This window comes from Arthrobacter sp. K410C (assembly GCF_059090105.1).
On record NZ_JBNHFJ010000001.1, the window covers coordinates 395,932 to 408,290 of the forward strand.

At 64.8% G+C, this 12,359-nt stretch carries 6 protein-coding genes, 2 tRNA genes and 1 pseudogene; 3 read left to right on the forward strand and 6 right to left on the reverse strand.

The genetic code is table 11. From position 1 onward, the window contains the following. Positions 1 to 162: 162 nt before the first annotated feature. A complete protein-coding gene (locus tag AC5RU7_RS01895) occupies positions 163 to 1,800 on the reverse strand; it encodes a S1C family serine protease (protein WP_494050852.1) in 1,638 nt (545 codons plus the stop codon). Positions 1,801 to 2,087: 287 nt separating this feature from the next. Between AC5RU7_RS01895 and AC5RU7_RS01900 the strand changes: the two genes are divergently transcribed. The 3 genes and pseudogenes from AC5RU7_RS01900 (at position 2,088) to AC5RU7_RS01910 (ending at position 6,551) form a co-directional block, all read left to right on the forward strand. Then, positions 2,088 to 4,133, forward strand: a complete 2,046-nt coding sequence (locus AC5RU7_RS01900; protein WP_494050853.1) for a TPM domain-containing protein — start codon at positions 2,088 to 2,090, stop codon at positions 4,131 to 4,133. 107 nt (positions 4,134 to 4,240) lie between these two features. Further along, entirely contained in the window at positions 4,241 to 5,029 is a 789-nt protein-coding gene (locus tag AC5RU7_RS01905) for a PspA/IM30 family protein (RefSeq protein WP_494050854.1), read from the forward strand. A gap of 95 nt (positions 5,030 to 5,124) precedes the next feature. Further along, a pseudogene (locus tag AC5RU7_RS01910) lies at positions 5,125 to 6,551 on the forward strand (cryptochrome/photolyase family protein). Positions 6,552 to 6,557: 6 nt separating this feature from the next. Here AC5RU7_RS01910 and AC5RU7_RS01915 read toward each other — a convergent pair. The 5 genes from AC5RU7_RS01915 to AC5RU7_RS01935 all read right to left on the reverse strand — a co-directional run bounded on the left by AC5RU7_RS01915 (position 6,558) and on the right by AC5RU7_RS01935 (position 12,353). Next, positions 6,558 to 7,493, reverse strand: coding sequence for a cytochrome b/b6 domain-containing protein (locus tag AC5RU7_RS01915; protein ID WP_494050855.1), 936 nt, complete (start codon positions 7,491 to 7,493; stop codon positions 6,558 to 6,560). Between the two features lie 136 nt (positions 7,494 to 7,629). Continuing rightward, positions 7,630 to 7,706, reverse strand: a tRNA-Met gene (locus AC5RU7_RS01920). A gap of 119 nt (positions 7,707 to 7,825) precedes the next feature. Then, a tRNA-Met gene (locus AC5RU7_RS01925) sits at positions 7,826 to 7,899 on the reverse strand. Positions 7,900 to 8,019: 120 nt separating this feature from the next. Beyond that, positions 8,020 to 11,001: a UPF0182 family membrane protein gene (locus tag AC5RU7_RS01930; RefSeq protein WP_494050856.1), complete on the reverse strand. Its 2,982-nt coding sequence runs from the start codon at positions 10,999 to 11,001 to the stop codon at positions 8,020 to 8,022. Between the two features lie 167 nt (positions 11,002 to 11,168). Next, positions 11,169 to 12,353, reverse strand: coding sequence for a YlbL family protein (locus AC5RU7_RS01935; RefSeq protein WP_494050857.1), 1,185 nt, complete (start codon positions 12,351 to 12,353; stop codon positions 11,169 to 11,171). Positions 12,354 to 12,359 lie beyond the last annotated feature (6 nt).

Here is a 12,359-nt window from a genome sequence, read left to right on the forward strand (position 1 = left end):
GCGGGATGCCCGGCATACGGGTAGCTCCTAGCTAACCACAAAGGCGCGCCCCTGTGCCCTCTTCCGTTAACGCCTGTGTCAGTACCCCCTTGCGGACGTCACGACGGCGGCGTCCCCGCCCAAGGTGGGGGCACCGCCGTCGTACTGTTTGCTGGTCCTGGCTTATGACGCCTGGCTGGCCGCGGCGCCAAGCGTGACGTCGACGGCTTGTTCCTGGCCGTTGCGCAGGACAGTGATCTTTACCTTGGACCCGGCGGGCTGTTCGCGGACGGCCGCGGTCAGCTGCTCGGGTTCAGCGACTGCGAGGTCGTTGAACCTGGTGATCACGTCGCCCACCTTGATCCCGGCCTTGGCTGCTGCCGAGTCCGGCTCAACAGTGGCGACCTCGGCGCCCACCGAGAACTCCGACGACGTGCTGGAGGCGGCCTTCGGCTTGACACTGACACCCAACTGGCCGTGGGAAGCCTTGCCGGTGTCGATGATTTCCTGGGCAACGCGCTTGGCGTGGTTGATCGGGATGCTGAAGCCTACGCCGATGTTTCCGCTGGTGGCCGATGCGCTGGAACCCGCGGAGGCGATGGCCACGTTGACGCCGATGACCTCACCGCTGGTGTTGACAAGGGCGCCGCCGGAGTTGCCGGGGTTGATGGCCGCGTCCGTCTGGATCACGTTGATGGAGATCTCACCCTGGCCCGCCGCCTGCTGGCTCTGTCCGCCGCCCGGAGGCGCGAACTGGAAGCCGCGCTCGTCGTCGCCCTCTGCGTTGTCGCCCTCTTTGGGGGCTGCTGCCGAGGCCACGCTGATGGTCCTGTTGAGGGTGGAGACGATGCCGTCGGTGACCGTGCCAGTGAGGCCGAGGGGGGAACCAATGGCGATGGCTGTGTCGCCCACGTTGAGCTTCCCGGAATCTCCCAGCGTGGCGGGCGTCAGGCCCGAGCCGGCGTCCACCTTGATAACTGCGAGGTCTGAGAGCGGATCGGTACCCACCAGCTTGGCGGGGATGACCCGGCCGTCACTGGCGCGGACCTCAAGGGCAGCATTCGCCGTCTGGCCGTCGAGGGTAACCACGTGTGTGTTGGTCAGGATATGGCCTTCGTCGTCCAGCACGATGCCGGACCCGGTGCCGCCCGCACTGCCGCTGGATGCACTGATGGTCACGACGCTCGGCGATGCCTTCACCGCCGCTGCCGTGATCTCGTTGACTGAGTCCTGGTTGTTGACGATGACTGTGCCGGGCTGGCTGTTGCCGCTCACGGCCGTTGAGGATCCGGTGTTACCGAAGAGCTCCGCCGAGCCGACGGTCGCCACGCCGCCGCCCACCAGGCCGGCAGCGAGGATGCTGGCCACAAGGGTACCGACGCCGAAACTGGCCTTCCGGCGCGGCGCATCCTTGGGGTTCGGGGTATAGCCCGCCGCTCCCCCATAGGCGGCCTGGCCGCCCTGGTCGTGGTGTCCGGGCTGCTGGTAGCTGTGCTGCGGGTACTGCTGGGCGGACTGCTGGCCTTGGCCGTAGCCGGCCTGCCCGTAGAACGGCTGGCGCTGCGGGTAGTCCGGGCGGGGGCCACCGGGCAGTTCCTGGGTGGGATTCGTGCCGTATTGACCCAGGTCTTCGGTGGGGTGCTGCAACGGCGGAGTACCCTGTCCGCTGCCAGCCGGGGCTGTCCCGTTCGCTTCCGCCGCGTCGTCCGCATGCCGAGCCTCCGGGGTCCGTTCCCCTTGGCGGGCGGAGTGCTGCTCCCAGGGGTTCTGGCGGCCGGCGCGGCCGTCCGGAGCCGGTCCGGGAGTTTGGTTCTCAGTCATGGGACTTCCTTTCATCCTCTTCTGCATTAACTATGGACCCCTTGGCTGGATCAAGCTCGGACGTTTGCTGAGAGCTTCCTGAAGGGTCGATTCGGCTCTCTCGGTCCGCCCTTGCAGCGTTTCGCTGCTGGCATATTCACCCCAATGGACGGTGTGTGGGGTGCACCATAGAATCAAGATGAATTGCCACAGCGACCTGCGGCTTCACACCAAGCGTGGGGGCGCTGTTGGATTCTGAGACGACTGATTCGTCCCGAATCGGTGTCAGGCGTGCTGAAGGGTTGCACATGCGGTCAAAGTTCATACGTACACTCGCCGTGATCGGCCTTGCGGGCCTGTTTACGGTGCCGGCCGGCGCGGCCTGGGCCGAGGACCCGGTCACCATTCCATCGGGAACCAACATTGTGGACGACGCCAACGTCCTTGGCGGCCGCAAGGGTGAAGTGCAGGAAGCGATTTCGAAGCTCCTGGAAGATCACAAATACAACCTTTATGTTGTGACCGTTGATTCGTTCACCAATCCCCCCGATCCCGCAGCCTGGGCACAGGCCGTAGCGACGAAGAAGAGCATGGGCCGGTCCGACGCCATCCTGGCTATAGCGGAAGAGGGCAAATTCAGCTTCGTCCTGAATTCGGCCAGTCCCATCAAGTCGAAGCAGGGGGCCATCAGCCAAAACGCCGTCACGGCGAACCTGGCTGGCGGTAACCCGGACTTCGCCCAGGCAGCCATTGACACCGCGGCCGCCATCGGCGATGCTGCCGGCGGTGGCAGCGGAACGGTACCTTCTGACAACGGCGCCGGCGCTGCTGTTCTCGTCGGTGCGGGTGTTGTTGCCGCGGGTGGAGCCGGCGCATACCTGTACTTCCGTAACAAGCGCAAGAAGGCTTCCGACCAGGCCTCAAGCGCCAGCTACGGGCCCCAGGGAGCCCATGTGGATCCGCTCGCCTCACTAAGCATTGATGAGCTGCGACGCAAGAGCGGCTCCCTGCTGATCGAAGCTGACGATGCCATCAAGTCCAGCGAGCAGGAACTGATGTTCGCACAGGCACAATACGGCGATTCCGCCGTAGGCAACTTCACCAAAGCCCTCGAGGAAGCCAAAGGCCACATGACGGAATCGTTCAAGCTGCAGCAGCAGCTTGACGACCACATTCCGGACACTGAGGAGCAGCAGCGGACCTGGTACGGCGAAATCATCCGCCGCTCCGAAGCTGCTTTGGCGTCCCTGCAGGAGCAGAAGGCCGACTTCGACTCCCTGCGCGAGCTTGAGAAGAACGCCCCGCAAGCACTGGCAACGGTAAACGCAGGAGCCCGCGAAGCCGATGCCAAGATCGCCAGCGCGGAGCAGTCCCTCAGCACCCTGCGATCAAAGTATGCAGAGAGCGCCCTCACACAGGTCTCGGACAACATCCTGCAGGCCAAAGAACGCCTGGCCTTCGTTCAGAATGCCACGGCCACCGCGCAGCAGAAGCTCAGCGAGGGCGAAGGCAGCCTTGCGGCGGTGGCCGTCCGGGCGGCGGAAGAGAGCCTGCACCAGACGAACGTCCTCCTGGACGCCATTTCCAAGGTGTCGTCCAACCTGGACGAGGCACGGAACAGCCTCGAGGCGGCAGTGGTTGACACTTCGCAGGACCTCGCACAGGCCCGGGCCATAATCCAGTCCGGCGCCCACCCCGAACTGGCCGGTCCAGTGGCAGGAGTGGAAGCGGCCCTGGCGCAGGTGAAACAGGAGATCCAGGGCGGCAAGATCGATCCGATCGCCACCCTCCAGCGGGTGGAGACGGCGCACCAGTCGCTCGATCAGGCGCTAACCGGCATCCGGGACCAGCAGGATCAGGCGCGCCGCGCCCAGGCGTCGCTCCAGCAGACCATCATGTCCGCGCAGGCGCAGATCAGCGCTACCTCCGACTACATCACGGCACGGCGCGGCGGCGTAGGTACCGAGGCGCGGACGCGCCTGGCTGAGTCGCAGCGCAACCTGGACTACGCACTTTCCATCGCGCGGACCGATCCCGTGACCGCCCTGACCTACGCGCAGCAGGCGCACGCACTGGCGGCGCAGGCAGCGCAGCTGGCTCAGGCAGACGTGGACCACTTCGACGGGTACGCCAACCAGGGCTACGGCAGGGGAGGCATGTTCGGCGGCGGCGGAGGCGGAGGCTTGGGCGGCGCCATCCTGGGCGGCATCCTGATCAACTCCATCCTCAACGGAGGCGGCGGCGCAGGCTGGGGCGGTGGCCACAGCGACGGCGGCGGCTGGGGCGGCGGTGACTTCGGCGGCGGTGATTTTGGCGGCGGCGATTTCGGTGGCGGGGATTCCGGAAGTTTCTGACAACCAAAAGCTAGGCGCTTGGCGGAGTTCCGGCAGGCGGATAGAAGCAGTACACCACTGTCTACGGATTTCAGTGGCCATCACAGAGCAGGACGAAAGGTAACACCATGGTTAAGCAGTCCATTTTCGGCCGTATCGCGCAGCTGGCAAAGGCGAACATCAACTCTTTGCTGGACAACGCTGAGGATCCGCAGAAGATGCTGGACCAGATGGTCCGGGACTACACCAACAACATTGCCGAGGCCGAATCCGCCGTCGCACAGACCATCGGCAACCTCCGGATGCTCGAAGATGACTACAACGAGGACATCAAGAACGCCCGCGACTGGGGCAACAAGGCCCTGGCTGCATCGCGCAAGGCCGATGAGTTCCGGGCCAGCGGCGACGTTGTTGACGCCGAGAAGTTCGACAACCTGGCCAAGGTTGCCCTGCAGCGCCAGATGGCGGCCGAGAACGAGGCCAAGGGTGCGGAGCCGGCTATCATGTCCCAGCGCGAGGTGGTGGACAAGCTCAAGACCGGCCTGGAGCAGATGAAGGGCAAGCTCAACCAGCTCACCAGCAAGCGCAACGAACTGGTGGCCCGGTCCAAGACTGCCGCTGCCCAGTCGCAGGTCCATGACGCCATCAAGAGCATCGACATCATGGACCCCACCAGCGAAGTGGGCCGGTTTGAGGAAAAGATCCGCCGTGAGGAAGCCAAGGTCCGCGGCCAGCAGGAACTCGCTGCCTCCAGCCTGGACGCCCAGTTCAACCAGCTCGAGGACCTCGGGGAACAGGTGGAAATTGAGGCCCGCCTGGCCGCGCTGAAGTCCGGCGGCGCGAAGCCTGCAATTGCCTCAGGCAATTCCACGTCCTCCGAGTCAACCGTGGAGGAAGCGGACTTCGACAAGCTCTGACAGGCACGAAGAGAACGCTGTTTCCCTAGCGCGGAACAAGGGCCAGGACCGACAGCCCTGGCCCTTATCCGTGCCCCGGTGTGTAGCGTGGTGGCATGGCCTCCTCCAACGAGACATCCCTGGTCTGGCTGCGCGACGATCTGAGGCTGGACGACAACCCTGCCCTGGCCGAAGCCGCCGGCCTGGGCAAGCCGATGACGGTGGTGTACATCCTGGACGACGAGTCCGAGGGCGTACGTCCCCTGGGTGGCGCCACCCGCTGGTGGCTGCACCATTCCCTCGCCGCGCTAGCCGCGGACCTTGAGGCCAAAGGATCGCGTTTAGTGCTGCGCCGCGGTCAGTCAGAATCCATCATCCGGAATCTTGCCCTGCAGACGAATGCCAGCCATATCTTCTGGAACCGCAGGTACGGCCAGCCTGAGCGCACCATCGACGCGGGGCTCAAGGACTGGGCAGGCGAAAACGGCATCCAGGCCTCAAGCTTCCAGGCCAACCTCCTGTTCGAGCCCTGGACCATCCGCACCGGGGCCGGCGGGCCGTACAAGGTCTACTCCCCGTTCTGGCGGGCCTGTATGGCGTCCGCCGACATCCGGGACCCGCTTGACGCTCCTTCATCACTGCCGGGACCTGCGGCCTCCGGTCCGGGCGTGCCCGCAAGCGATCCTCTGGGCAGCTGGAAGCTGCTGCCCACCTCCCCCGACTGGAGCACGGGGCTGGCTGAAAGCTGGGAGCCGGGTGAGAAGGGGGCGGCGGACCGCCTGGCGGACTTCCTGGACGGACCAATCGAGGATTATGGCACCGGCCGGAACATTCCCGGCACGGAGGGAACCAGCCGGCTCTCGCCGCACCTGCGCTTTGGTGAGGTCAGCCCGTTCCGCGTGTGGTGCGAAATCCACCGCCGCCATTCCGGAAGGATTCCTGCCGACGTCGGGACCTTCCGTGCAGAACTCGGCTGGCGCGAGTTCAACTGGCACCTGCTGTACCACCACCCGGACCTTGCCACCCGGAACTTCCGGCCCGCATTCGATAACTTCCAGTGGGGCCAGGTGAGCCGCAAGGAACTTGCCGCCTGGCAGCAGGGGAACACCGGATATCCGCACGTGGACGCCGGGATGCGGCAGCTCTGGAAGACCGGCTGGATGCACAACCGTGTACGGATGGCGGCTGCATCCTTCCTGGTGAAGAACCTCCTCATCGACTGGCGCATCGGGGAGGAATGGTTCTGGGACACCCTGGTGGACGCCGACGCCGCCAACAACCCCGCAAACTGGCAGTGGTGGCCGGGTCAGGCGCGGATGCCTCCCCCTATTATCGGATCTTCAACCCGGTGACGCAGAGCAAGAAGTTCGACGCCGACGGCCGCTACCTGCGCACCTTCATCCCCGAGCTCCAGGGCCTGACGGGTAAGGAAATCCACGAGCCGTGGACGGCGGAGGCGGACAGCTACCCCGGGCCGCTGGTGGATCTGGCGGAGTCCCGGGAACGGGCCCTGGATGCCTACCGGAAGCTCAAGGACGAATAGCCTTGGTCAGCGGCTGCTGACTTTGCCCATCAGCGAAGCAATTGGCCGCAGGAAAAGCGGGCGTGCCAGGAACCAGGCGGCGACCATGACGGCCACCGAGGCGACGAACACCCAGAAACCGAACCAGCCGTCGTCGTCCCTTGCGCCGTACATGTGGTTCAGGTTCCGCAGCGCACCGGTGGCCAGCACCAGGAAGACGTGGACCACGATGAAGGCGACGAAGTAGATCATCACCGGGAAGTGGACCGCGCGTGCCCATTCGATGGGGTAGGCCTTGTTGAGCCCTGCCGCCTTCTTGGGCCAGGCGGAGGACATCCGCAGGCCGGTGATGAAGGCCAGCGGCGCCGCGATGAACACGGTGATGAAGTAGGTCAGGAGCTGGAGGGCGTTGTAGTTGACCCAGCCGTTTTCCGTGGGCCAGTCCAGTGACGCGTACTGCAGTGCCGCCGAGAGGGCGTTCGGGAACACGTCCCAGCTGGTGGGGACAATCCGCATCCACTGTCCGGTGGCGAACAGCAGCACCGCAAACACCACCCCGTTGAGGATCCACAGGGCATCCAGCGTCAGGTGGAACCACAGCTCAAGGCTGATCTTGGTGGGGGCGTTCCGGGTCTTGATCAGGCCCTTGTTGTTGCGGGTCCAGTACCCGCTGGGACGGGTGGTGGTGCGCACCTGCCAGCCGGTGCGGATGATCAGCAGCAGGAAGAAAGCGTTGAGGAAATGCTGCCACGCCAGCCAGGCGGGAAAGCCCACCGGGGCGTTCTCCGGAAGTTCCGACTGGCCCGGATAGTCCGCCACGAAGGAGGCGACGGCAGGAAGCCCCATCAGCCCCTTGGCGGCCAGGACCACCAGGACAAGCGCGGCGAGGACAGCCGGCACGCCCCAGTAGAGGCGGGACCGCTTGCCCGCGGCGGTGCCGGGCTTCTTCGTGGGTGTGGACATCGAGCAACATTCCTCTCGAGAATGACTGGCCAACTGCTCACTGCTGTGAGGCTCTGCGAAAGAGAATACTAGGAACTACCCGTGATGAAGGAAAAAGAAGACCCCGGCCGGCTGTCCTGCCGGTCGGGGTCTTTCGTGGTTGCGGGGACAGGATTTGAACCTGTGACCTCTGGGTTATGAGCCCAGCGAGCTACCGAACTGCTCCACCCCGCGTCGCTGAAACAACACTACCCTATTTTCGCACCGGCATTTACCAGCCGGTTTGGCACCTGGCGGACGGGTTAAAGCAAGAAGGCCCGGACACTGTTTCCAGTGTCCGGGCCTTCCGTCAGTTGCGGGGACAGGATTTGAACCTGTGACCTCTGGGTTATGAGCCCAGCGAGCTACCGAACTGCTCCACCCCGCGTCGCAAGAACTACTTTACCGGGAGGTGAACAGGCGGCCAAATCGAAACGGCGTGATCTCCGTTACGCCGGCCCGGCACCCCCGCCCGCGAGGGGCCGGAAGGCCGGGCCGCCGTCGTCGGCTAGTTGCTGGGTGAAGGCGACGGCGACGGCGACGCCTCGGGCGTTGCCGTCGACGCCGGGGCGGGGGTAGCCTCGGGCGCCGCCACCGGGATCTTGGCTTCGGCGTCCACGGCCTTCTGGAGCGCCGCCGCAATCCGCTTTTGGGCTTCGCCGTAGGCCGCGAAGTCACCCGCCGCCAGTGCGGCCTGGCCGGCCTGGATAGCGGCGTTTGCCTCATCCAGCGCCGCCTTCAGCTCGGCCTTCGCGTCCACTCCCCCGGGCGCCGCAGGCGTTGCCGGATCGGCAGGCGCCTGGCCATTGTTGTCCGAGTCCCCGGCAGCAGCACCGGAATCACCGCCGAAGAGCTGCTTCAGCGCCTCATCCAGTGTGGGTGCGAAGCCAACCTTGTCACCGAACGCCACCAGCACGCGCTGCAGCGTGGGGTAGGACGTCTCGCCCGTGGACTTGAGGTAGACCGGCTGCACGTACAGGATGCCGCCGCCGACAGGCAGGGTCAGCAGGTTGCCGTTCAGCACGTCCGAGGCGCCCTGACGCAGCAGGTTCAGGGCCTGCGACACGGTGGGGTCGGAGTTGAACTTGTTCTGCGCTTGGCCGGGACCGGGGACCTGCGTCTCCGGCGGAATCTGCAGCAGCCTCAGCTTGCCGTAGCCTTCCGCCTTGACCCCTGCCTCATTGCCCGCGTCAGAATCTGCCGCCAGGAAGCCATACAGGACGTTGCGGGCGTTGCCGTTGACGATCTGTGGAATGAACGAGGAGGTGAGCTGGAACGCGGGCTCGTCCTGGTCCGGCATCTGCAGGGACATGTAGAACGGCGGCTGCTTCACTCCTGTAGTGGAATCCACTGTGGGGTCGTTCGGAACGCTCCAGGCGTCCTTCGTCTGGTAGAAGGTGGACGGGTTGGTCACGTGGTATTCACCCAGCAGCTGACGCTGGACCTTGAAGAGGTCCTCCGGGTACCGGACGTGGGACATGACATCGCCCGACATCTCGGAGTAGGGCTTGAGCGATGTGGGAAACACCTTCTGCCAGGCTTTCAGCAGCGGGTCCTGGTCGTCCCAGGCGTATAGCGTGACGGAGCCGTCGTACGCATCCACCGTGGCCTTCACGGAGTTCCGGATGTAGTTGACCGTACTGTTCGGCAGGGCCACTGTACGGCCGGACGTAGTTAGCGAGTCTGCAGTCGCATCCGAGAGCTGCTCCTGCTGGGAATACGGGTAGTACTGGCTGGTGGTATACCCGTCCACGATCCACTTCACGCGGCCGTCCACCACCGCGGGGTAGGCATTGCCGTCAACCGTCAGGTACGGCGCAACCTTTTTGACCCGGTCCCGCGGATTGCGGTCATAAAGGATCTGCGACTCTGGGTTCACACCGTCCGACAGCAGCAGGTCGGAAGACTGGAACTTGATGGAATACAGCACCCTGTTGAAGAACGTGCCGACATTGGGTCCGCCGTTGCCTTTGAAGGTGTACTGGGTCTCCCCCTCACCGGAGGGCCTGTCCTGCTCCCGCGGCGGGGCTCCTTCCGGGGCGCCCACGATCGAGTAGTCGGGCGAGTACTCCCCAAAGTAGATCCGCGGCTCGTAGGAAGAATCGTCACCCAGGACACCGGTAGAGGGAATGCCCGACTGCAGGAACTCCGGCTTTCCGTCCACCGTGAACTTGTTGCCCTTGGCCGCAACCACACCGTAGCCGTGGGTGTAGACCACGTGCTGGTTGAGCCAGCCCTGCTGGTTGGTGGCAACGTTGGCAGGGTTCAGTTCCCGTACAGCAATAACCGTGTCCTGGATTTGACCGTCAACTTCGTAACGGTCAACGTTCAGGGTTTCGGGGAAGCGATAGTACGGACGGTACTGCTCCAGCTGTGCGAAGGCGTCGGAAATCAGGTTCGGATCAAGGAGCCTGATGTTTGCAGTGGTCTGGGCATCGGGGGCGAGGGCTCCCGTGCTTGCCGTGTTCGTGGCGTCGTAGCGGCTTTCCTGAATGGCATCAAGGCCATACGCCCTGCGCGTGTTGTCGATGTTGCGCTGGATGAATTCCTTTTCCAGCGTTTCCTCGGAAGGCCGCACCTGGAACTGCTGAATGACCCAGGGGTAGACGCCCCCCGCCAGGATGGAGGTGATGACCAGCATCGCCGTTCCGATGACGGGCAGGCGCCAGCGTCCGATGACGGCGGCAACGACGAAGAGGATGGCCACCAGCACCGCAGCGACGGCCAGGATGGCCTTGGTGGGAATGACGGCGTTGACGTCGGTGTACAGTGCACCGGCCCACCGCCCGTTATTGCTCTGCACCGCCGAGTAACGGTCCAACCAGAAGTTCACGCCCAGCAGCACCAGGAACGCGGCGCCGGTAACGGCGATGTGGATCTGGGCGGCCCGGCTGGTGAACACTCCGCGTTCCATGAGGCGGATGCTGCCGTAAAGGTAGTGCGTCAGGATGCCAGCGATGCCGGCGATGACCACGACACTGATCAGGAAGCCGGTGACGAACCCAAGGAAGGGCAGGACCATCAGGTAGAAACTGATGTCCAGGTTGAATTGCGGGTCGGACTGGCCGAAGCCCTCCTGATTGAAGAACAGCAGCACCTTCTGCCACTGGCTCGCGGCGGCGCTGCCGGCGAAGAGGCCGAAGAGGACGGGCAGGCCCACCATGACCACCCGGCGGACAGGTTCCAGCTGGGCCTGGTAGCGGTTGAGGTTGTCCCGGATGTCGGAGTCCGGAGCGTAGACAGGCCTGGCGTGGTAGGCGATGCGAATGGCGAAGAACACTGCCGCGAACATGATGGCGAAGCCGGCCGCGAAGATGGCGATCCGGACGAGGTTCTCGGTGACGAAGACTTCAAGGAAGCCCAGCTGCCGGTACCAGAGGACGTCGGTCCAGACGTTCGCGAAGAAGATGAAGCCCACAACCACGAGGGCAACAACGATCAGGGTGGGCGTCAGTGCGCCGCGCCGGGAAGGGGGTCTGCCTGTGGACATGGTGCTGGCGGGACGGGACAAACTGGGTACCTCATAGCTGGTCGTCAGATATTTGGAGCGTGCGAGCTGGCGATGGACTCCGCCAGCCAACGGCTGGTTTTGTCCGCCATATATTTGCCACGAGTGGCGGTAAAGCTTAGTTCCTCTTGAGTCTAGTTGCGCCCAGTCTAGTTGTTTGTGCAGGTGGGCAAGCCGGATGTGTCCTGACCGCTGGCGGCACGTTCGACGGCGGCCCTCGCCTCCGCGAGGGTCTCCACCCGCACCACCTGCAGCCCGTCCGGGATGTGTCCGGCTACATTCGGGCAGTTGGCGGCAGGTGCAAGGAACAGGGTGGCTCCCCCGGCCCGGGCGCCGTGCATCTTCTGTGCGATGCCGCCGATCGGTCCAACGGCGCCGTCCGGGGAGATGGTGCCGGTCCCGGCGATGTGCTTGCCGCCGGTCAGGTCCCCGGGGGTCACTGTGTCGATGATGCCCAGCGAGAACATCAGCCCTGCCGAGGGCCCGCCCACCTTCTCCAAGGAAATCTCGACGTCGAACGGAAAGTCGAACAGATATTTCAGCATGACGCCGAGGATGAACCTGCCCTCAGCGTTGCTCTTGGGTGTGATGGTTTCGGTGACCTGCTGCCCGTCACGTTCCACGACGACGGTGGCGGGGGCGCCGTTGCCGGCCGCCAGTTCCTCCTGGACGACCGACAGCGCGCTGATGTCCTTGCCGTTGATGGTCTTCAGGATGTCCCCGGGCTGGATCTTCCCGGCCGAGGCGGAGCCCTCGGAAAGGCCGGCTGCCTGGAGCTGCTGGCCATACGGGATGTCCAGCTCATTGAGTGCCGAAGCTACCGCGTTTTCCTGCGACGTGGTCATGGCCACGGCGCTTTGCTCCTCGGCTTCCTGCCTGGTTGTGCCGGTCGGGTAGATCAGCTCAACCGGCTGGACCGCGTGGGTGGGGTTCAGCCAGGCGGAAAAGGCACGGAGTATGCTGACAGGGCCGTGGGGGCCGCCTTCTACGTCGATGGTAGTGAGGTCAAGGTTGCCCGCCGCTGGATACGATTCACGGCCGGTGACCTTGATGACCTGTGTCCCCTGGCTCTGCCCAAGGGTGTTGTAGGTTGGCCCCGGCGTCTCGATGACGTAGGGCACCGGAAGCGTGGCGACGCCGATGCCCAGGCCTAGCGCGGCCATCCCCGCCAGCATCATGGAGGACACCCTTGGGTCCCGGGGTGCCGCGCCCGCCTCGAAAGTTCCAGGGCCGCCGTCGCCCCTCACACCGCCGTCCTTCGTCCACGGGAAGGCGGCCTGCGGAAGCTCTGGGGCGTGGTCCTCGGAGGGGTGGCTGCCACGGGTTGTCGTCACCCACCC

Coding starts and splice junctions, on each gene's coding strand:
- AC5RU7_RS01895 (WP_494050852.1), bottom strand. CDS start 1,800: ATGACTGAGAACCAAACTCCCGGACCGGCTCCGGACGGCCGCGCCGGC.
- AC5RU7_RS01900 (WP_494050853.1), top strand. CDS start 2,088: ATGCGGTCAAAGTTCATACGTACACTCGCCGTGATCGGCCTTGCGGGC.
- AC5RU7_RS01905 (WP_494050854.1), top strand. CDS start 4,241: ATGGTTAAGCAGTCCATTTTCGGCCGTATCGCGCAGCTGGCAAAGGCG.
- AC5RU7_RS01915 (WP_494050855.1), bottom strand. CDS start 7,493: ATGTCCACACCCACGAAGAAGCCCGGCACCGCCGCGGGCAAGCGGTCC.
- AC5RU7_RS01930 (WP_494050856.1), bottom strand. CDS start 11,001: ATGTCCACAGGCAGACCCCCTTCCCGGCGCGGCGCACTGACGCCCACC.